Below are 21,684 nucleotides of genomic sequence, written 5' to 3'. Positions count from 1 at the left end.
GCGAGTTATTCGCTTACGGTTACGCTAGTGATAACCACGTCTTCTTTAGGAACGTCCTGGTGCATACCGCTGCGGCCAGTGGACACGCCTTTGATTTTTTCAACAACGTCCATGCCTTCTACAACTTCGGCAAATACGCAGTATCCCCAACCTTGCATGCTTTCGCTGCTGAAGTTCAGGAAATCGTTGTCAGCCACGTTAATGAAGAACTGAGAGCTTGCAGAATGTGGTGCCTGAGTACGCGCCATTGCCAGCGTACCTTTGGTGTTTTTCAGGCCGTTATTCGCTTCGTTCTGGATGGTGTCTTTGGTTTCTTTCTGCTTCATACCCGGTTCAAAACCGCCGCCCTGGATCATAAAGCCATTGATCACACGGTGGAAAATGGTGTTGTTGTAGAAACCTTCGCGGCAGTAATCGAGGAAGTTTTTAACAGTTTCCGGCGCTTTATCATCAAAAGTTTTGATGACGATATCGCCGTGATTAGTTTGAAAAGTAACCATGCTGTGTATCCTATATTAGTCAGACAGTGTTCGGGCAGACGGTGCCGCGACACAAGGTGGTTGTTATAGCATAACTGCTGATGATCATCACCTTGCAAAGCGTGCTGCTTCCGTGTGGAATTTTGAGGTAACATATAACCTAATTTCGATTACACACGCTGATATGGAATCCCCTGATGTTAAAAATCTTTAATACAATGAGTCGCCAAAAAGAGGAATTCAAACCTATTCATGCCCCAGAAGTTGGCATGTACGTGTGTGGTATCACCGTTTACGATTTGTGTCATATCGGACATGGCCGCACTTTTGTCGCTTTCGACGTGGTTGCACGTTACCTGCGTTTTCTCGGCTATAAGCTTAAGTATGTGCGCAACATTACCGATATCGACGATAAAATTATTAAACGCGCCAATGAAAATGGCGAAGATTTTGTCGCGCTGGTTGACCGTATGGTGGCTGAAATGCACACCGATTTCGACGCGCTGAATATTTTGCGCCCGGACAGCGAGCCGCGCGCCACCAAACACATCCCAGATATCATCGAAATTGTTGAACAGCTTATTGCGCGTAATCACGCCTATGTTGCCAGCAATGGCGATGTGATGTTCTCCGTGGAAACCGACGCGGATTACGGCAAGCTTTCGCGTCAGGATCTGGATCAACTGCAAGCTGGCGCTCGTGTTGAAGTAGAAGCGAACGTTAAACGTAATCCGATGGATTTCGTGCTGTGGAAAATGTCCAAGCCGGGCGAGCCGAGCTGGTCATCTCCGTGGGGCGAAGGCCGTCCTGGCTGGCACATCGAATGTTCGGCGATGAACTGCAAACAGCTCGGCAACCATTTTGATATTCATGGCGGCGGTTCAGACTTAATGTTCCCGCACCACGAAAACGAAATCGCGCAGTCAACTTGTGCACACGGCGGCGAGTACGTTAACACCTGGATGCACTCCGGGATGGTGATGGTTGACCGTGAAAAAATGTCCAAATCGCTGGGTAACTTCTTCACTGTGCGTGACGTGCTGAAATATTACGATGCCGAAACCATTCGTTACTTCCTGATGTCCGGCCACTATCGTAGCCAGTTGAACTACAGCGAAGAAAACCTGAAACAGGCACGTACTTCGCTTGAGCGTTTATATACCGCTCTGCGTGGCACGGATTCGAGCGTTCAACCTGCGGGTGGCGAAGCATTTGAAGCGCGCTTCCGTGAAGCGATGGATGACGATTTCAATACCCCGGAAGCGTACTCTGTACTGTTTGATATGGCTCGTGAAGTGAACCGCCTGAAAACCGAAGATTTGGCGGCAGCAAATGGCCTGGCTGCGGCGTTACGCAAGCTTTCTGGTGTGCTGGGTTTGCTTGAGCAAGAACCTGAAGCTTTCCTGCAAAGCAGTGTGCAGGCTGACGATGGTGAAGTGGCTGAAATCGAAGCGTTGATCAAACAACGTAACGATGCCCGTCAATCGAAAGACTGGGCGCTGGCGGATCAGGCTCGTGACCGTCTTAATGAGATGGGGATCGTGCTGGAAGATGGCCCGCAAGGGACGACCTGGCGCCGAAAGTAACATTTATTCAGTTAGATAAAACATAAAGCGGCTTAGGCCGCTTTTTTATCAGCTATGATATTGGTGACAAGAATGAAAATAGGCCAATTCATGGGTAACACAAATAAAAAAGACGGTGAATCACTGAATCCACCTCTTTACTTGATCAGACCGGTCACTGATATCGTTGCTTTGAGAAAAGCGCTTTCTGGCTCTGGGATAAAGCAGTCTTTCCTTGCTGAGGACATCATTAATGCCATTGGGGAAGAAGGAAAACATCTTTATCTCTTCGAGGGAGGGGAATATACGTTTTTGCGTTCCAGTGATGGTTTAGTGATTTGGTCGGCAAGAGGCGAATTAATCTACGGTATCGCCGAGTGTATTCGTCCTCGCGGTGGCTGGTCTTTAAGAATAGAAGAACCCTGCGACTGTTGGGTTGTTCCAGCGGAAAAAGCCTTTGAAATAATTACCCAAAAGCAACTTTGGGAATCTGTCGCTAATATTTTTGCGTGGTATTTGCAGATATTTACCTCACGTGAAGAGCACCTGGTTGGCGTCCCGGCTTACGTGATGATCCGCACTAAATTGCTTGAATTACAGGCACAACCCGAAGACTTTCGCCGTGATATGAATGTAGCGGATTATATTCAGCAGCGTACGCAGCTCGCGCGCAGCACGATTATGGCAATACTCGGAGAGCTACGGCGCGGAGATTACATTGAGATTAAACGCGGCAGGCTGGTGGCAGTGAACCATTTGCCGAAAGAATATTAAAAAAAGCTCTGGCTGTAAGGCCAGAGCTTTTTGGTTTTTGCAGGTGACTTATTGTCTTATGAGTTATTTGGGGTACGAATCAGGTAATCAAATGCGCTCAGTGAAGCTTTCGCACCTTCGCCAGTGGCGATAATAATTTGTTTATAGGGCACGGTAGTGCAGTCGCCAGCAGCAAAAACACCCTTCACAGTGGTTTCACATTTCGCATCAATGATGATTTCACCCATGCGGTTGCGCTCTACGCTGCCTTCCAGCCAGTTGGTGTTTGGCAACAGACCGATTTGCACGAAAATCCCCGCCAGTTCAATCTCATGTACATTTTCGGTCAGGCGATCTTTGTACTGTAAACCAGTGACTTTGCTGCCATCGCCTTTCACTTCCAGCGTTTGCGCATTCAAAATAATGTCGACGTTTTTCAGGCTGCGGACTTTATTCTGCAACACTTGGTCGGCTTTCATTTCTGGGGCGAACTCAAGCAGCGTAACGTGTTCGACGATACCCGCCAGATCAATTGCTGCTTCAACACCAGAGTTACCACCGCCGATCACCGCCACGCGTTTGCCTTTAAACAGTGGGCCGTCGCAGTGTGGGCAGTAAGTCACGCCTTTGGTGCGATACTGTTCTTCGCCTGGCACGTTCATATTGCGCCACTTCGCTCCCGTCGCAATGATAATGCTGCGAGCGCTAAGTGTTGCGCCGGAAGCCGTTTGAATCTGGTGCAAACCGCCTGCGGTTTTAGCCGGTATTAATTTGCTGGCACTTTGCGTGTCGATAACATCCACATCGTAATCATCAACGTGGGCTTTCAGTGCGCCAGCCAGTTTCTGCCCTTCAGTTTTCGGTACCGAAATGTAGTTTTCGATATCAACGGTATCTAATACCTGGCCGCCAAAACGTTCGCCCATCAGGCCAGTACGAATGCCTTTACGTGCCGAGTAAACTGCAGCAGCAGCACCTGCTGGGCCGCTGCCGACAATTAATACATCGTAAGCTTCCCGTTTGTTCAGGGCTTCGGCTGCGCGCTTTTCGGCACCAGTATCAATTTTGCTGACAATTTCCGCGAGCGTCATCCGGCCTTGACCGAACTCTTTGCCGTTCAGGAACACCGCAGGCACACCCATCACGTTGCGCTCCTGAATTTCATTCTGGAATACGCCGCCGTCAATGGCGATATGGCTGATGCGCGGGTTTAACACGCTCATCAGGTTCAGCGCCTGCACCACGTCCGGGCAGTTGTGGCAGGAGAGCGAATAAAAAGTTTCAAAATGGAAATCGCCGTCAATTTCGCGGATTTGCTCAAGCAAATCTTGTGACTCTTTCGACGGATGTCCCCCGGTTTGTAGCAAAGCTAAAACCAGAGAAGTAAATTCGTGGCCGAGTGGAGAACCTGCAAAGCGCGGGCCTTTATCGGAACCTGGATTGGTAATCAGAAACGACGGTTTGCGTACCGGTAAATCGTTATTAATCGTGAAAGTAACTTTGTCAGATAACTCAGCAATCTCTGCCAGCAGTTCCTTTATCTCGGTTGATTTTGCGCCGTCGTCCAGCGTGGCAATCAACTCAACAGGTTTGGTTAATCTCTCAAGGTAAGCTTTGAGTTGGGTTTTCATGTTGTTGTCGAGCATGGGTAAATCTCCCTGGTGGCAAAGCCTAAAGTGGCAAAGTGGCGGGTGTCGCGCTACGGCTCACCCGCCCTGCGAAAAGAAAAGTGATTAGATTTTGCCGACCAGGTCTAATGATGGAGCCAGCGTAGCTTCGCCTTCTCTCCATTTAGCCGGGCAAACTTCACCTGGGTGAGAAGCGACATATTGAGCAGCTTTCACTTTACGCAGCAGGTCAGACGCGTCACGGCCAATGCCTTCAGCAGTTACTTCGATAGCCTGAATGATGCCCTGTGGGTCAACAATAAAGGTACCGCGGTCAGCAAGGCCCTGATCTTCGCGCATGTTTTCGAAGTTACGGGTCAGTGCACCAGTTGGGTCACCAATCATCGCGTATTTGATTTTTGCGATGGTTTCAGAACTGCTGTGCCACGCTTTGTGGGTGAAATGGGTATCGGTAGAAACAGAATAAATATCTACGCCCAGTTTCTGGAACTCGTCGTAATGGTCAGCCACATCGCCCAGTTCAGTTGGGCATACAAAAGTGAAGTCAGCAGGATAGAAGAAGAAAACGCTCCAGCGGCCTTCTACGTCTTGCTCGGTAACTTCAATAAATTCACCGTTTTTAAAAGCGCTGTTTTTGAATGGTTTGATTTTTGTATTAATTAAAGACATCTGTATTTTCTCCGTTTTGCGATGGGAGAAAGGTACCGAATATTCGTGCCAGGCTCTAATGGGTAGGCTGTATCGAATTGATAAGTTTTACCTAACAACTTAAGTCACAGGCAAAAAAAACCACCCGTTGCCGGGTGGTCTCAGTTTGTTGCTTGTTGCGCGTTACAATTCCACTTTAAAAAATCATAACAGCGGCGGGATTAAATCACTGTTGCGCCAGATGGGTCAATCCACTCAATCGTTATATTAACGATGGTTCTGATAGCCACCATCTATGAATCATGCCCATCATGGTTGTCCATAATGCGTACAATTCCGAAAGCAGCACACTTTCATGTCAGAGAAATTGCAGGAGTGTGATAACACGGCTAGATTTAGCCAGCACCAGCTATGAGTACCTTTTGCGCCAGTGCGCACATTCATCTCGAGGGTTAGGCGTTGTCGGAATTGCTTTCACTTGTATTGTTTGTCACAGCCATTGCCGTGTACGCCTTTAAAGCCGGACGTAATCTCTGGTGGTTTAGCGTCATCCTGCTTATTTTGGGTTTGTATATTGTCCTGAACGTGACGTTTGTCGCCAGTAACTACTTCACCGGCGAAGGTATTAATGATGCTGTGCTGTATACCCTGACGAGCAGCATGACGGGAGCCGGGATTGGCAAATATATTCTTCCCGGTGTTGGGGTATTTGTTGCACTGGTCGCGGTGTTCGGTGGTTTGACCTGGATTCTGCGTCGCCGCAAAGGGTATCCCCATCATTTGGGTTATAGCCTGTTAGCAATCGTTTTGGCGATGGCCTCGGTCGATGCATCACCCGCGTTTCGCCAGGTGACAGAACTGGTTAAATCACAAACCCGCTCAGGTGATTCTGATTTCGATGTTTATTACAAAGTCCCGCAAGGCACAATTAATAACCCAAAGCTTAATCTCGTTTATATTTATGGCGAAAGTCTGGAACGCACTTATTTAGAACCAGAGTATTTCCCTGAGTTAGCACCGGAATTAACCGGGCTGAAGAATGGAGGAATGGATTTTAGTCATACCGTTCAATTACCTGGCACCGATTATACCATCGCCGGAATGGTTGCTTCACAATGTGGTATACCGTTATTCGCCCCATTTGAGGGGAATTCATCAGCCTCGATGTCGAGTTTCTTCCCGAAAAATATCTGTTTGGGCGATATCCTGAAAGCATCGGGTTACGAAAACTACTTTATGCAGGGCGCAGACTTACGTTTTGCAGGGAAAGATATTTTTTTACAATCCCATGGCTTCGACCATATGTACGGGGCGCAAGAACTGAAGTCGATGGTTGCTGATCCGGCTTACCGCAATAACTGGGGCTTCTACGACGATACCGTGCTGGACGAAGTGTTCGAAAAATATCTCGAGCTTTCGAAAGCGAACAAACGTTTTTCACTGTTCACTTTAACGGTCGATACGCATCACCCGGACGGCTTTATTTCGAAAACCTGCAAACGCCGCAGCTACAGCTTTGAAGGCAAAGAAAACCAGTCTTTCAGTGCCGTGGCTTGTAGCCAGGAACATATTGCTGCGCTTATAGAGAAAATAAAAGCCTCACCGTATTTTAAAAATACCGTGATCGTCGTTTCCTCTGACCATCTGGCGATGAATAATACCGCCTACAAATATCTCAATCAGCACGATAGAAATAACCTGTTCTTTATTATTCGTGGTGATCAACCACAGGCAGATGTGGTACCGGTAAAACGCAGCACTCTGGATAACGGGGCGACGGTGCTGGATGTTCTGGGTGGCGATAATTACCTTGGCCTGGGGCGCAGTAGTTTGTCGGGGCAGTCAATTGCCGCGGTGTTTCTTAACGTGAAAGAAAAGGTGATGGAGTGGAAACCGGACGTCATCGAACTGTGGAATTTCCCGAAAACTATTACTCAATATGAGATAGACCAGCAGAAAAATACTTTTAGTTATTCTGGGGCGCATTTCAAAATGCCACTGCTGCTGCGTATTCTGGATAAGAAAATCGAGCCATTACCGGAAAGCGAATATTCTGCCCCGTTGCGCTATCAACTGGCTGATTTCAGTGAAAAAGATAAGTTCATTTGGGCCGATCGCTGTTTCAAAATGGCGCGTTTGTGGGAGCCGAAACTGGCACTTTCCACCGGCCTGTGTGTTGCTCAGGGGCAAATGGGCGGACAACCGTCGGTGCGTTTAATTGAACAGCCGCAGGAACAGCATGCGGTGGAGTTCGCAAAACAAGAGATCGACAAGGCGCGTTATAAAAACACTGTTGCGCTATTAAAACTGGATGAAAATGCCATTCGTTACCCGGCCGATAGTTTTATTTTCAACGTGCCAGGTGCTCCGCTTGAGGTGAAAGCGTATTCCGGAATTTCACGTCCGGAAGAGTGGGGGCGCTGGTCAAATGCCAATCTGGCTCCAGAAGTGAAAATTGAATATGCCGAACCGTTACCGGAGAAATTTGATCTGGTGATCACCGCTAAAGCGTTTGGTCCAAATGTTGGTCAGCCGATGCCGGTAAAAATCGGTAGCCAGCAGCAGACATTAACGCTCGGTGAAGAATTGACTACCACTACGATGCATTTTGATAACCCTGAGCGCAGTAACTTGCTGGAAATTATTCCGCCACAGCCGCAGTTATCTAATGAAGGGAATATTCTTGGCCATGAACCGCGCAAGCTGGGGATTGGGATGGGGGATATTAAGGTGGTTCCGGCGATTTAGTTGGCGAATGAAGTTGTCGGATGTCGCTAGCGCTAATCCGACGTACGGTTTTGTAGGGTGGATAAGCGCTTAGCGCCATCCACCGTTTACATCAAATATTTACAGAATTCCCTGGCCCAACATTGCATCGGCCACTTTGACGAAACCTGCAATATTGGCACCGCGCACATAATGCGTTTGCTTATCTTCGCCGCCGTAATTGACGCAGGCTTCGTGAATATCCAGCATGATGTGATGCAAACGAATATCCACTTTTTCAGACTTCCAGCTCAAACGCGCCGCATTCTGCGCCATCTCCAGGCCTGAAGTGGCCACGCCGCCCGCGTTTGCCGCTTTGCCCGGTGCGAACAACACTCCAGCTTCCAGGAACAGATTGGTGGCTTCAATGGTGGTCGGCATGTTCGCGCCTTCGGCGACGGCTATTACACCATTGGCGATCAGCGTGCGTGCCGCTTCGGTATCCAGTTCGTTCTGCGTAGCGCAAGGCAGCGCGATGTCGACTGGTACGCTCCACGGTTGCTGGCCTTCAAGATAAACCAGACCAAACTCTTTCGCGTAATCAGCTACGCGCCCGTCGCGGCTGGATTTGATCTCAGTTAAACGCGCCAGCTTCTCGGTTGTGAAGCCCGCTTCATCCACCACGGTGCCGTTGGAATCGGAAGCCGTCACCACGCGAGCCCCCAGCGATAACGCTTTTTCGATAGCGTATTGCGCCACGTTACCGGAACCCGAAACGGCGACGCGCTTGCCTTCAAAACCCTGGCCGTGGCGTTGTAGCATGGCATCGGTGAAGTAAATCAGGCCGTAACCGGTAGCTTCCGGGCGAATCAGACTACCGCCAAACGACAAACCCTTGCCGGTGAATACGCAAGACGTATTGTTGGAGAGCTTTTTCATCATCCCGGCCATAAAGCCCACTTCACGGCCACCCACGCCAATATCGCCTGCCGGAACGTCAGTGTCTGGCCCTAAATGGCGATACAACTCCATCATCAGTGCCTGGCAAAAACGCATAATCTCGCCTTCACTTTTGCCTTTTGGGTTAAAGTCGCTGCCGCCTTTACCCCCGCCCATTGGCAATGTCGTCAGCGCGTTTTTGAAGGTCTGCTCAAAACCTAAGAATTTCAGAATCGACAAATTCACAGAGGGGTGGAAACGCATCCCGCCTTTGAATGGCCCGATTGCGGAGCTAAATTGCACGCGCCAGGCGCGGTTAACCTGCACCTGATTTTTGTCATCCACCCAGGTCACGCGGAATTGAATGACGCGCTCAGGCTCGACTAAACGCTCCAGTAACGCGGAACGGCGATATTGCGGGTTTTGTTCGAGGAATGGCCACAGGGTGGTCATCACTTCACGTACTGCCTGCGCAAATTCAGGCTGGTGCGGATCACGTTGTTGAACAGAGGTGAGGAATGATTCGAGAGAAAGCGTGTTTTCCATAGTTCTGGAAGTCCTTTTTATAAGTCATGTTGTATTTGTGTTGTGTCTTTCGAATATAACATTCACTTATTACCGAACCGCAAGCGATTTCTCTTTATTCTCAGCCAAGCCGTATTAGCGTTATTAATTGCGTTGCGTTACCTTTCCATATTGCTTTGAATTCACAACCTTTTTTGTATGGGCCAAGTGAATGATTCAAAACCAGAATTAGCTGTTGATCATCAATTTTACTTATGGATGCAGCCGAAAAATCAAAGTAGCGCCCGACGTGACGAAACAAGGCTTTAAATAAACTTTCTTTCGCTGAAAACACCAAAGTTAAAGCGTAATTAAAGGGAAATGGCGATGCAGCGATCGGTTCTTTCTCTGCGTTTTCAATAATGCCGTTGTATATATCCAGCGCGACATTTGGCGCAATAATTTCTTCATAGTCGATGCCTACTCCCACTCGTAAAAGTGGGTCGTCAGCCATGACTGTTGCCAGCGCGATATTACCGCTGTGCGAAATGCTGCCGCTAAACCCTGGTGGCCAGCAAGGTTCGCGATGCAAACCGATTCCGGGAACATAATCGGCTACGCCATGAAAACGCAGCGCTTCAGCGGCGGCAATTCTTCCCGCGAGATGTTCGGCCTGGCGTTTTTTTACCGCACTGGATAAACGTTGATGATGCGGCAGCCATAACAGATCGTCGGGCTGAAAGGTTGTGGCGTCAAAATCGACGCGGAAAACCCGCTGACCAGGGAAGAAGTCGAAATGGGATAGTTGATATTGCATCGCGATCGCTTAAAAACGGTGGATGTCGCTCACGCTAATCCACCTTACAACGGGTTTCTCGTAGGGCGGATAAGCGCAGGCGTCATCCGCCGAATAGCCAAAAACTTAGAAGTGCGTATTCAGACTCACATAATAAGTACGACCGGATTCGTTATACGTTGCGGCACCCGCACCATACATATAACCGGTCGTACCGCCTGTCGTCTGGGCATTACCCGCACGCCAGTGACGTTCGTCAAACAGGTTATCGATGCCCGCCGTCAGACTAACGTTTTTCGTCGCATCCCAGGTTCCGCTCAGGCCCAAAATGCTATAAGGGCTCACTTCGTTGGTTTCCGTTCCTGTTGCTGGCTGACCTTTATAGTTGTACTTCTTCGGCTGTTGCTTGCCGTACCAGGTAAAGGTCGATTGCAGTGAAATGTCCTGGCGAACCTGCCAGCTTAGCGTGGAATTCAAGGTATATTCCGGAATAACAGACAGGCGCTCGCCAGTCTCTTTATTCTTGCTTTCCAGCATATAAGTGATGTTATTCGTCCAGTTCACAGAATTGGAGACCGGCACGTTTAATGCACCTTCCAGGCCTTCTACCAGTGCCTCAGCAATATTATCCCACTGGTAAATATCTGTTTTGGTTTTGCCTGATGCCGTCTGGCCGATAGGGGCATAACCCGCTTCAATTTTGTTGCGGTAGTCGTTGCGGAACCAGGTCACACCGGCAAGCCAGCCATCACGTTTGAACTCAAGACCGATCTCTTTGTTAATGCTGGTTTCCGCTTTGAGATCGTCATTGCCCATCATGTAGCAACCCACGCCGGTGCCGCTGGCGTAGCAACCCTGGCCTTTGCTGTACAGAATGTAGTTCGGGTTGGTTTGATACAGGCTTGGCGCTTTATAGGCGCGGGCGATGCCCATTTTCAACGTGAAGTCATCACCTAAACCTTGAGACAGATTCAGTGACGGACTCCAGTTGTTGCCCACAATACTGTGGTGATCAAAACGCAGACCTGGCGTCAGCATGGTGCTGTCGGTCACTTCCATGTTGTCTTCAGCAAACAACGAGAAGATCTTTGCCTCCGAGTACGGGCTACGGTCGGTGCTGCTTGAGCCAGGGATCGGCCCGCCCATAAACGTCTGGCTGTTTGACGATAAATCTTTCATCTTCTGTTGGTTCCATTCGGTACCCAACGTCAGGTTCTGATTCACCACGAAATCAATCGGGATATTCACTTCGCTGTGCAACAGCACGTCGCTCAGGTCGATATCACTGAATTTATCGCTGGAGAAAATCCCTTCGGTACCACCGGCCAGGCCTTCCTGCATACGCGAGTTGCGCGTGTGCTCATACTGCACCCAGTTACTTGTGGTCAGGCCGCTATCCCAGCCGCCGTTCCAGGTCAGTGAGTAACTCTGGCGATACAGACGGTTAGTCTCGTTACCATAGTTATCTTTAACGATTTGGTTGGTATTGGTGTTCTGCGTATCGCCGGAATACAGGTTGCCCTGGCGGCTGTAGCCCGCTTCCAGTTCCAGTGATTGCATGGGCGCAAAGTCCCAACGCACTACACCGTTGACGTCTTTGTTGGTGACACCTTCGCGGCCTGCGGGCAGCGTATCCGCGTAAATCCCGGTACGTTCAGACTGGTGGCCCTGGTTAATGTCCCAGGCATCGGCCTGAGTTTTATCCAGATTACCGTACAGACGGAAGCTGAAATCCCCGCCCAGCGGGCCGTTCAGACTGAAGTTAGTACGTTTGGTTGAGCCTTCATCATTGTGCTCAGGCGCATTGAGATAAGTGTTCCACGAACCGTGCCACTCGCCGCTGCCTTTTTTGGTGATGATATTCACCACGCCGCCTGCTGCACCGTTACCGTAACGCGCGGCCGCAGGGCCACGAATCACTTCAATGCGTTCAACCATTTCTGGTGGCACCCAGCTTGCATCACCGCGGGTATCACGCTCGCCACGCCAGCCCAAACGAACAGAGTTACGGCTGGTGACAGGTTTGCCGTCGATCAGAATCAGGGTGTTTTCCGGGCCCATACCGCGAATATCAATCTGGCGGCCGTTACCGCGCTGGCCGCTGGTGGAGTTACCGGTGAGGTTCACGCCAGGCATGGTACGGACGATCTCGGAGATATCACGCGCGGGTGGGCGCTTCTTGAGTTCTTCAGCGGTGATGGTCGAAACCCCTGGAGCCTGCAAGTTCTGCTCGGCAGCGGTAACCACCATGGTGTCTTCGTCGGCGGGGATCGGCGTGTTGTCGTTGCTTGTCGCAGCGGTTTGAGCCGTTGCTGATGCCGCTTGCTCTGCCGCGTAAGCGGGGAGTGTGGCACCGTAGATTCCCAGATTAATCAGCATCGCGAGGGAATAGTTAATTTTTATAGTCATTATGGCGGCCTGCTTTTCCGCTGAACCCGTTGTCATTCCATTCCCAGAGGGATCGGGTGCAGCATGGATTTCACATAGTGATACCAAGATCTCCCCGCCAACCCCCATGAAATGAGGAAATTGTGCGGTCAAGTCCGGCAATTTATTGTTTTTGCACCAGGAAGCTGGTAGCTCAAAGCGCGGAAATACGCTATTGCAAATGCAAATAATTATCAATAGTATTATCAATATATTTCAGCATTATTGATCGTTATCAATAATTTCAAATGGTTATGTTCTAGTGAGAAATATTCTGACAGGAAGTGAAGGCTGGTGGCAGCAAAGGCTGGCGCATGGGATACCTACCGTTAGCGGTGAGAAAGATGGCCAATGTACGGTGACATTCCTGTGGCGTGACCCACAAGGCAGTGAGCAAACCTCAGCGATCAAACGAGTCTGGATTTACATCACTGGCGTTACTGACCATCACCAACGCGCTCGTCCACAAACCCTTGAACGCGTGGCGGGGACGGATGTCTGGCTGTGGGAAACGCAGCTCAGCAGCACCTGGCGTGGCAGTTACTGTTTTATTCCGTCATCTTGCGAAGAGGATTTCCCGGCGGCAGCCTTCGAAGGCATCGTGCCGGAACCTATGGCGCTGCGCGAAGGGTGGCGAAAATTATTGCCATGTGCGATTGCCGACCCTATGAATCCTGAAAGCTGGCACGGCGGACGCGGGCATCCCATGTCAGCACTTCATCTGCCTGATGCGCCACCGCAGCCCGGTTGGCAAGCACTGGAAATACCCTACCGCGAGCCGCAGTGCATCACCTGGAATAGCCCGCGTCTGCACAACCAGCGCAGGGTGTGGATATTCACCACCGGCGATGAATCACCGGAGCAGCGCCCGTTGGCGATTTTGCTCGACGGGCAATTCTGGGCGGAAGGGATGCCGGTATGGTCCGCGTTGCAGGCACAAACGGACAGCGGTGAGCTGCCGCCCGCCGTTTACCTGCTGATTGATGTCATCGACGATGCGACGCGTAGCGATGAGCTGCCGTGTAATGCGCAGTTCTGGTGTGCGGTACAAGAAGAACTTTTGCCGCAGCTTCGCGCGCAAATCCGCTGGAATGAAAACCCTGAAACCACCGTGGTGGCGGGGCAAAGCTATGGTGGGCTTTCATCGCTTTATGCCGCACTCCACTGGCCGGAACAATTTGGCTGCGTGCTTAGCCAGTCCGGTTCGTACTGGTGGCCAAAGCGCGAAACCGCGGCGCACGGCGGGCAGTTAATCCAGCAACTGGAAAGCGGCTTGCGCTGCGCAAAACCGTTACGCATCTATCTTGAAGCAGGGGTCAGAGAACCGCTCATTCATCAAGTTAATCAACGAATTTATCCCTTACTACAACAGACACAGCAGCCGATTTTCTACCGTCAGGTTGACGGTGGGCATGATGCGCTTTGCTGGCGAGGCGGGTTGCTCGACGGTCTGACCTGGCTGTGGAAAGCGTCTTTTAAACAGGAGTAAGGCATGGAATTTAGTAATCCCTTCGACTCAGTGCAGAGCCGTTTTTTCATCCTTGAAAACCGCCAGCAACAGTTCAGTTTATGGCCTGAACACTGTGCATTGCCCGGTGGCTGGCAGGTGGTTTGTGAACCGGCATCAAACGATGAGTGCAACCGTTGGCTGCTTGCCAACTGGACGCAACTGCAACCTTCATCTTTTGCAAAAACTGGGGTGATCGGTGAGTAAAAATATAATGACCTTGCCGTTAGTGGCGGCGCAGCCCGGCATCTGGATGGCGGATCAGCTTTCGCCGCAGGCCAATGCGTGGAGCGTGGCCCATTACGTTGAATTAAAAGGCGAACTCAATGAAGCGCTGCTGTGCAAGGCTATCGTCGCCGGAATGAAAGAGGCCGATACCCTTGGCATGCGCTTTAGCGAAGTGGATGGCGAAGCGCGCCAGTGGGTTGATCCTGACGCGTCGTTCACTCTGCCGCTGTGCCGCGATCTCCGTAAAAGCGCCGACCCAGAAGCGGCGGCGTTGACCATGATGCGTGACGATCTCGAACAGGATTTACGCATCAGTAGCGGCAAACCGCTTTACCATCATCAGATTTTACGAGTCAGCGAAACGCGCTGGTTCTGGTATCAACGTTTCCATCATTTAGTGGTAGATGGCTTCAGCTTCACCGCCATTACCCGCCGTATTGCCAATATTTACAGTGCCTACTGTCAGAATGTGCAACCTGAACCCAGCCCCTTTACCCCGTTTAGCGAAGTGGTGGCTGAATACGAACATTACCGAGAAAGCGACGCCTGGCAACGCGATGCGGCATTTTGGGCAAGTAAAACCAAACAGCTGCCGCCTCCCGCCACGCTTTCGGCTAAACCGCTGACAGGCCAGGGGTCCACTACGCAATTGATTCGCCAGTCGCTGCATTTTGACAGCACTGAATTCATGGAGCTGGTGAACTGCGCTCGCTCCCATAACCTGACCGCCGCCGATATGGCATTAGGGCTGGTGGCCTTGTGGCTCGGGCGCTTAAGCGGGCGCGCTGATTATTCGGCAGGCTTTATCTTCATGCGCCGCATGGGTTCCGCAGCGCTTTGCGCAACCGGCCCGGTGTTAAACGTGCTGCCGTTTGGTGTGCGTATCGAGCCGGACTTTACCCTTGCGGCACTCGCCGCAAATCTGGCGAAAGAGTTAAAAGGCCTGCGTCGTTACCAGCGCTATGATGCCGAGCAAATCCAGCGTGATTTAGGGCAGGTTTCCAGCGGTGAGCCGTTATATGGCCCGGTATTGAACCTGAAAATGTTTGATTACCGCCTGGATTTCAACGGCATTGAAGGGGTTACGCATCAACTGGCATCAGGGCCAGTGCGAGATCTGGAAATTGCGCTGTATATCAGCGAACAGGGCGACTTCTCGCTGGAAATTCTGGCGAACGCCGAGCGTTATGATGCCGGCACATTGCAGCAACATCTCGCTCGTTTACCGCGACTTTTGCGCCAGTTTGCGGCTAATCCCGACTTACGCTGTGTGGATGCCCAACTGCTACATGAATCCGAAATAGAACTGTTGGATGGTGTCAACGCCACGCAAACGGTAGTTCCCGCGACAACCTTAAGCCAGTTGATTGGCGAACAGGTTCTGCGCACGCCAAATGCTCCGGCGCTGGCTGATGAAAACCATCAGTTTACTTATCGTGAAATGCACCAACAGGTGCGTGCTTTGGCCAGTGAACTGATTGCCCGTGGCGTGAAACCTGGCGATGTGGTGGCGGTGGCGCTACCGCGTTCGGTCTTTTTAGCACTGGCGTTGCAGGCGATTGTTGAAGTGGGCGCAGCGTGGTTGCCGCTGGATACTGGTTATCCCGACGAACGCCTGCATATGATGCTGGAAGATGCGGCGCCGCGTTTGCTGCTGACCGCGCAAGAGCAGCTCCCGCGATTTAGCGTCATCAATGGTTTGCAAACCTTTAGTTATCAGGCGCTGCTGGAAACCGATAACTTACCGGAGCGGCAAGCACTTTCGCGCCCCGAACACACCGCGTATGTGATTTTCACCTCTGGTTCAACAGGCCGCCCGAAAGGGGTGATGGTCGGGCAACAGGCCATCGTTAACCGCCTGTTATGGATGCAAAATCACTATCCATTAAACGCTGAAGATGTGGTTTTGCAGAAAACCCCATGCAGTTTTGATGTTTCGGTTTGGGAGTTTTTCTGGCCGTATCTGGTTGGCGCACAACTGGTGATGGCACCGCCGGAGGCGCACCGCGATCCACAAGCGCTACAGCAGCTCTTTGCCCGTTATCGCGTTACTACCACGCACTTTGTTCCCTCTATGTTGAGTGCGTTTGTTGCAGCTCTTGGCGATGAAGCCGCGATTGCCAGCTGCACCACATTACGCCGCGTGTTCTGTAGTGGTGAAGCGCTGCCAACCGAACTGTGCCGCCAGTGGGAACAGCTAACTCACGCGCCGCTACATAACCTTTATGGGCCAACGGAAGCCGCTGTGGACGTGAGCTGGTATCCGGCATTTGGTGACGAACTGGCGCAGGTGTCGGGTAGCAGCGTGCCGATTGGCTGGCCGGTTTGGAACACGGGCTTGCGCATTCTGGACTCGGCAATGCGCCCGGTTCCGCCGGGTATTGCAGGCGATCTTTACCTCACCGGCATTCAACTTGCGCAAGGTTACTTATCCCGCCCGGATCTCACCGCCAGCCGTTTTGTTGCCGACCCTTTTGCCGCAGGTGAGCGGATGTACCGCACCGGTGACGTCGCACGCTGGCTGGATGACGGTGCGGTGGAATATCTCGGGCGCAGCGACGATCAGCTAAAAATCCGCGGCCAGCGCATTGAGCTAGGGGATATTGACCGTGCGTTGCAGGCTTTGCCCGATGTGGCACAGGCCGTGACACTCGCTTGCGTGCTCAATAAAGAAGCCGTTGGCGGCGGTGATGCTCGCCAGTTAGTCGGTTATCTGGTTTCGGCTTCTGGTCAGGCTTTGCCCCTTGAGCCAATGCGTGAACAGCTTAGCGCGGTCCTGCCTGCGCATATGGTGCCGGTGGCACTGATCCAGCTGGATGAATTCCCGCTGAGTGCCAACGGCAAACTGGACAGAAAAGCCCTGCCGTTGCCTGAACTGGCGTTACGCAGCAGCGGTCGTGCGCCCGAATCGGCTCTGGAAATCACCATCGCTGGATCTTTTGCCAGCCTGCTGGGTTGTGAAATTCAGTCCGTGGATGACGACTTCTTTGCCCTCGGCGGCCATTCATTACTGGCGATGCGCCTCGCGGCTGAATTACGCCGAACCCTCGCAAGGCCGGTGACCGTCGGCCAGGTGATGGTGGCGTCCACCGTCGGCCAACTTGCGGAAACTCTGGCGCAAGAGCAGGGCGAAGAAGAGGCCAGCCGTGCAGGTTTTTCTGCGGTTCTGCCGTTGCGTAAAAGCCACGGGCCGACGCTGTACTGCTTCCATCCGGCGTCGGGTTTTGCCTGGCAATTTAGTGTGTTGCAGCGTTATCTCGACCCGCGCTGGTCGATTACCGGTATTCAGTCGCCGCGCCCGGATGGCCCGATGCAGCAAGCGGAAAATCTGGCACAGGTTTGCGAATCGCATCTGCAAACCCTGCGCGAACTCCAGCCGCATGGCCCGTATTACCTGATGGGATATTCGTTGGGTGGCACACTCGCGCAAGGTATTGCTGCACGGCTTGAAGCGGCAGGCGAGGAAGTGGCGTTTTTAGGCCTGCTGGATACCTGGCCGCCAGAAACACAAAACTGGGCGGAGAAGGGGGCAAACGAACTCGATCCTCTGGTACTTGAAGAGATTAACCGTGAACGCGAAGCCTTTGTTGCCGCACAAGCCGGTCAAGCTTCCGACGCGTTGTTCCAGGCCATAGAAGGTAACTATGGTGATGCGGTACGGTTGTTAACCAGCGCGCAAAGCGTGCCGTTTGGTGGGAAAGCCACGTTGTTTGTGGCCGAGCGAACGCTGCCCGAAGGAATGGAGCCGCAAAAAGCCTGGGCACCGTGGATTAGCGAGCTTGAAGTCTTCCGCCTGGACTGCGCGCACGTCGATATTATTTCGCCAAAAGCCTTTGAGGAAATAGGGCCGCTGTTGCAGCGGGTGTTAGCGCAGAGCTAAATAAAAGCGGCGGATGGTTTGTGCTATCCGCCGTGTCGCTTATGCCGCCCGAGTTTTACGCTCAAGCATCTCTTTGAGCGTGATGATACGGCTAATTTCTACCTGGGTACGTGGGTCGTTTTGGATTTCCCAGACATCGAGATTGGTTTGTAGATTCAGCCAAAAATCTACAGAAGTATCAAATGCTTTTGCCAGTCTGAAGGCCATATCAGTGGTGAGTTTACTGTTGTTATTGAGCAATTTGCTCACCGTATTTCGATGTACCTGAAGCATTTCGGCCAGATCGTTAATACGCAAGCCAGTCGGTTCGAGGTATTCATAAAGCAGCACGTCACCAACGGTGGTCGGTTTACGCTGTGCCTGGACCATAATTCATCCTCATTGCGTGGTTACTGGGCGAATCAGTTATGTTTTCGATAGCCATGATCATCAAGGTAAATATTGTGCGCTTTGCCGTTACGCCAGATGAAGATTAGCCGGAACTGGTTGTTCACTCTTATAGAGGAGTACTTCTCCAGTGGTGGTTTAAGTTCTTCGTAGCGATTTCCCGGAGGAGATCGCAAATCCTGATAAGTTACGGCAGCGTTGATGATATCTAGTTTTCTAGCCAGCACGTTCACGATACCTGGCGGAATTTTTTGATGGTATAGAGTGAACAAAAAGAAATCTTCGAGCCATGGATCTCTAAAACTGTTTATCGTGCGCATCTTCTCCATGATGCTGGTTCCATCTGAGTGACCGGATGGGCAGTAGAGCACACCTTGCATCCTTGCACTGTGTGAGTGTGCATCTTTGCGAGACGTTACGCAAACTTTTTAATCAGCGAGTTTTTAGCCACGTCCGAGCGGCACCACCAGCGGCGTATGCGCCACCGGATCTTCAATAATCATGCAGCGTAGACCATAAATGGCCTCGATAAGCTCCGGTGTGACAATGTCTGCCGGTGCGCCTTCGGCAACAATTTTCCCGTCTCGCAGTGCAATTAAATGAGTTGCATAACGGCAAGCCTGGTTCAAATCGTGCAGCACGGCAGCCAGCGTGTAGCCCTGCTTTTGGTTCAGATCGCGCAGCAGTTCCAGTAAATCAATTTGATGGCTGATATCCAGCCAGGTGGTCGGTTCATCCAGCAGCAGAATGGAGGTTTCCTGCGCCAGAACCATCGCAATCCATGCGCGCTGGCGCTGGCCGCCCGATAGCGTATCCACTGGCTGCTCGGCTAAATCTTCAATGTTGGTCGCCTGCATTGCCCGCGCCACCGCCTGGCGGTCTTCTTCGCGCCAGCGGGTAAACATCGGCTGATGCGGATAACGCCCACGCGCTACCAGTTCAGCCACGCTAATATCGCCTGGTGCGCTGGAGTTTTGCGCCAGCAACCCGATGCGCCGCGCCACTTCTTTAGTGGCGAAGCGATGGATTTCATTACCGTCTAACCACACCTCGCCGTGCATCGGTTTCATCAGGCGGCTTAGCGTGCGCAGCAGCGTGGATTTCCCGCAGCCGTTGGGGCCGATAATCGCGGTAAATTTCCCGTCAGGAATGGCGACGGTCAGGCCATCTGCCACCACATGATTGCCATATCCCAGCGTCAGTTTTTCGCCATGCAGGCGTGAGGGGGAGGAAATCTGACTCATTTCTTACGGGACTCCTGAATCAACAACGCAATTAAATAGATACCGCCAAGGCTGACCGTCACCACGCCGACCGGTAACTGATACGGCATGAACAGTTGCTGGGCGCAAAGGTCGGCGGCCAGCAGCAACGTTGCACCGCATAAGGCGGATTGCAGCAAACCCCAGCGCGAGCTGCCGCTCAGGCGGTGGGCAATGTGCGGGGCGACGAGGGCGATAAACGAAATCGGCCCGGCAAGTGCGGTTGCGGCGGCAGTCAGAATCACGCCGGTTAACATCAACATCAGGCGCGAGCGCTCAACGGAAACACCCAATGCGCAGGCGCTGTCATCGCCCATTTCCAGCAGCCGCATACGGCGAACCAGTAATGCGCCCGCAATTAGCGCTAGCAACATCAACGGGGCGGCAGGGGAAATTTTCGCCCACGTCAAACCGTTGAGCGAGCCTGCATTCCACAACCCGGCGGAGAGAGCGGTTTCCAGCGAGGCGTGCAGTAACAGCCAGGTGTTAAACGCCACCAGCATGGCGCGCACGCCGATTCCAATAATGATTAAGCGGAAAGTTTCGATACCGTTACGCCAGGCCAGCAACCACACCACCAGCGTGGTGATGATGCCGCCTGCCATGGCTGCACCGGCAATCGCCGTTTGATGTTGACCAAACAGCACCATCGCCACTAATACTCCGCTCCAGGCTCCGGTGTTAAAACCCATCACATCCGGGCTGCCGAGCGGGTTGCGCATTAGCGACTGGAAAATGGCCCCGCTCACGCCCAGCGCCGCGCCAATCAGCAGCGCCATGACAACGCGTGGCAAACGCCATTCGACGACCACCAGTGAGATATTTCGTGGTGCGGTACCAAGCAGAGCGTCAATCACCTGGCTGACCGAGAGCGGCAACACGCCGCTGCCCAGGCTCCATAATCCGAGCGAGATACCGAGCAACAGCAAGCACCAGCAACTGATAAACAGGCGTGGGGAGGCGCGGTTCATTGCCTGGCTCCTTTGCGGCTACGGCGCACCAGGTAAATGAGCATCGGCGCGCCAATAAACGCGCTCACCACTGAAACGCGCAGCTCGCCAGGCACCAGCATGCGGCCAATAATATCGGCGAACAGCAACAGGGCAGGGGTGGCAATCAAGGTGACGGGAAGCGACCAGCGGTGGTCGGCCCCCACCAGCCAACGCGCCAGATGCGGCATCATCAGGCCGATAAAGGCAATCGGCCCCACGGCGGCGGTGGCGCTGCCACACAATAACGTTATTGCCACTAAACCCAGCAATTGGGTGCGCGCCACTTTACTGCCGAGTGCGGTTGCGGTGTCGGTGCCCATGCTCAGGCTGTTAAGCGAACGGCTGATCAGCAGCGCAATCGCACAGCCCGTCAGTACCGGCAGCACGATAATTTTCAAAGTGGTGAGGGTGCGAATATCCAGCGTTCCGGCCTGCCAGAAACGTAACTGGTCATAGACCACTGGATTTAACAGCGCGATACCGTTGCTCAAGCCTTCAAGCACCGCGCCGAGCGCCACGCCTGCCAGCGTCAAACGCACCGGGCTGAGCTGCCCACCGCCCTGGCTTCCGGTAAACGCCACCACTAAAGCGGCAGATAATGCACCAGCAAACGCCAGCCCGAGCAGCGCTATCGGCGACGAAAGGCTCCACACGGCGGCACCCAGCACAATGGCAAAACTCGCTCCGGCATTAACACCAAGCAGTCCGGGGTCAGCAAGCGGATTGCGTGTCAGGGTTTGCATCAACGCACCGGCAAGGCCAAGTGCGCCTCCGGCAAGAATACCCGCTAGCGTGCGCGGGAGGCGTGCATCAAGCACGATGGTGCAATCCGCACTTTGGCACTGGCCGCTGAGCGCATCCATAACAACTTCTGCGGGGAGTGATTTGGCACCTAACAGCAGACTGAGCGCTGCCATTAAAAGCAGTAAAAACAACAAACTCAGCAGGATGAACCAGCGTGACATACGTTGTATATCCTTCAC

The 21,684-nt window shown here is 52.4% G+C and carries 17 protein-coding genes; 6 read left to right on the top strand and 11 right to left on the bottom strand.

Annotated elements, in window-relative coordinates; all coding sequences use genetic code 11:
• Positions 1-5: 5 nt before the first annotated feature.
• Positions 6-500 (bottom strand): peptidylprolyl isomerase B, encoded by a 495-nt coding sequence (gene ppiB / locus MES37_RS06520; protein WP_064548946.1) that lies wholly within the window; start codon positions 498-500, stop codon positions 6-8.
• Between the two features lie 176 nt (positions 501-676).
• Here ppiB and cysS point away from each other — a divergent pair, with 176 nt between their 5' ends.
• Positions 677-2,065 (top strand): cysteine--tRNA ligase, encoded by a 1,389-nt coding sequence (gene cysS, locus MES37_RS06515; RefSeq protein ID WP_121814172.1) that lies wholly within the window; start codon positions 677-679, stop codon positions 2,063-2,065.
• 72 nt (positions 2,066-2,137) lie between these two features.
• Positions 2,138-2,818: a helix-turn-helix domain-containing protein gene (locus MES37_RS06510; protein WP_237930661.1), complete on the top strand. Its 681-nt coding sequence runs from the start codon at positions 2,138-2,140 to the stop codon at positions 2,816-2,818.
• 56 nt (positions 2,819-2,874) lie between these two features.
• On the opposite strand, the gene ahpF is transcribed toward MES37_RS06510, so the two are convergent.
• Together ahpF and ahpC are read right to left on the bottom strand one after the other, a co-directional pair.
• Positions 2,875-4,443 carry an alkyl hydroperoxide reductase subunit F gene (gene ahpF, locus MES37_RS06505; protein ID WP_064548940.1) on the bottom strand — a complete coding sequence of 523 codons (1,569 nt, stop codon included), beginning with the start codon at positions 4,441-4,443 and terminating at the stop codon, positions 2,875-2,877.
• Between the two features lie 87 nt (positions 4,444-4,530).
• The gene (gene ahpC, locus MES37_RS06500; protein ID WP_064548938.1) at positions 4,531-5,094 is read right to left on the bottom strand and encodes an alkyl hydroperoxide reductase subunit C; all 564 of its coding nucleotides are present in this window, start codon (positions 5,092-5,094) and stop codon (positions 4,531-4,533) included.
• 438 nt (positions 5,095-5,532) lie between these two features.
• Here ahpC and opgB point away from each other — a divergent pair, with 438 nt between their 5' ends.
• The gene (opgB, locus tag MES37_RS06495) at positions 5,533-7,821 is read left to right on the top strand and encodes a phosphatidylglycerol--membrane-oligosaccharide glycerophosphotransferase (RefSeq protein WP_237930660.1); all 2,289 of its coding nucleotides are present in this window, start codon (positions 5,533-5,535) and stop codon (positions 7,819-7,821) included.
• A 99-nt stretch (positions 7,822-7,920) separates the two neighbouring features.
• On the opposite strand, the gene gdhA is transcribed toward opgB, so the two are convergent.
• The 3 genes from gdhA to MES37_RS06480 form a co-directional block, all read right to left on the bottom strand.
• Complete coding sequence (gene gdhA / locus MES37_RS06490) at positions 7,921-9,264, bottom strand: NADP-specific glutamate dehydrogenase (RefSeq protein ID WP_064548934.1); 1,344 nt, start codon at positions 9,262-9,264, stop codon at positions 7,921-7,923.
• A gap of 100 nt (positions 9,265-9,364) precedes the next feature.
• A complete protein-coding gene (gene entD / locus MES37_RS06485; protein ID WP_121814169.1) occupies positions 9,365-10,039 on the bottom strand; it encodes an enterobactin synthase subunit EntD in 675 nt (224 codons plus the stop codon).
• A gap of 105 nt (positions 10,040-10,144) precedes the next feature.
• Positions 10,145-12,427: a TonB-dependent siderophore receptor gene (locus MES37_RS06480; RefSeq protein WP_064549030.1), complete on the bottom strand. Its 2,283-nt coding sequence runs from the start codon at positions 12,425-12,427 to the stop codon at positions 10,145-10,147.
• 280 nt (positions 12,428-12,707) lie between these two features.
• Between MES37_RS06480 and fes the strand changes: the two genes are divergently transcribed.
• From fes to MES37_RS06465, 3 genes are read left to right on the top strand one after another with little or no spacing between them, the layout of a single operon-like run.
• Positions 12,708-13,934, top strand: coding sequence for an enterochelin esterase (gene fes / locus MES37_RS06475; RefSeq protein WP_237930659.1), 1,227 nt, complete (start codon positions 12,708-12,710; stop codon positions 13,932-13,934).
• Between the two features lie 3 nt (positions 13,935-13,937).
• Positions 13,938-14,159, top strand: coding sequence for an MbtH family protein (locus MES37_RS06470; protein WP_121814167.1), 222 nt, complete (start codon positions 13,938-13,940; stop codon positions 14,157-14,159).
• A gap of 7 nt (positions 14,160-14,166) precedes the next feature.
• Entirely contained in the window at positions 14,167-18,060 is a 3,894-nt protein-coding gene (locus MES37_RS06465; protein WP_237930672.1) for an enterobactin synthase subunit F, read from the top strand.
• A gap of 39 nt (positions 18,061-18,099) precedes the next feature.
• Here MES37_RS06465 and MES37_RS06460 read toward each other — a convergent pair whose 3' ends face one another.
• From MES37_RS06460 to fepD, 5 genes are all read right to left on the bottom strand, one after another.
• Entirely contained in the window at positions 18,100-18,429 is a 330-nt protein-coding gene (locus tag MES37_RS06460; RefSeq protein WP_064548926.1) for a HigA family addiction module antitoxin, read from the bottom strand.
• A gap of 32 nt (positions 18,430-18,461) precedes the next feature.
• On the bottom strand, positions 18,462-18,776 hold the full coding sequence (locus tag MES37_RS06455) for a type II toxin-antitoxin system RelE/ParE family toxin (RefSeq protein ID WP_232886127.1): 315 nt from the start codon (positions 18,774-18,776) through the stop codon (positions 18,462-18,464).
• Between the two features lie 114 nt (positions 18,777-18,890).
• The gene (fepC, locus tag MES37_RS06450; protein ID WP_121814165.1) at positions 18,891-19,691 is read right to left on the bottom strand and encodes an iron-enterobactin ABC transporter ATP-binding protein; all 801 of its coding nucleotides are present in this window, start codon (positions 19,689-19,691) and stop codon (positions 18,891-18,893) included.
• A complete protein-coding gene (fepG, locus tag MES37_RS06445; RefSeq protein WP_237930656.1) occupies positions 19,688-20,680 on the bottom strand; it encodes an iron-enterobactin ABC transporter permease in 993 nt (330 codons plus the stop codon). The genes fepC and fepG overlap by 4 nt, the downstream gene beginning before the upstream one ends.
• Complete coding sequence (fepD, locus tag MES37_RS06440) at positions 20,677-21,666, bottom strand: Fe(3+)-siderophore ABC transporter permease (RefSeq protein ID WP_121814164.1); 990 nt, start codon at positions 21,664-21,666, stop codon at positions 20,677-20,679. The genes fepG and fepD overlap by 4 nt, the downstream gene beginning before the upstream one ends.
• Positions 21,667-21,684: the final 18 nt, after the last annotated feature.

This window comes from Buttiauxella sp. S19-1 (genome assembly GCF_022134725.1).
GTDB classification, from domain to species: domain Bacteria; phylum Pseudomonadota; class Gammaproteobacteria; order Enterobacterales; family Enterobacteriaceae; genus Buttiauxella; species Buttiauxella ferragutiae.
The sequence above is the reverse complement of the archived record's forward strand: the minus strand, read 5'-3'. Positions and strand labels throughout refer to the sequence as shown.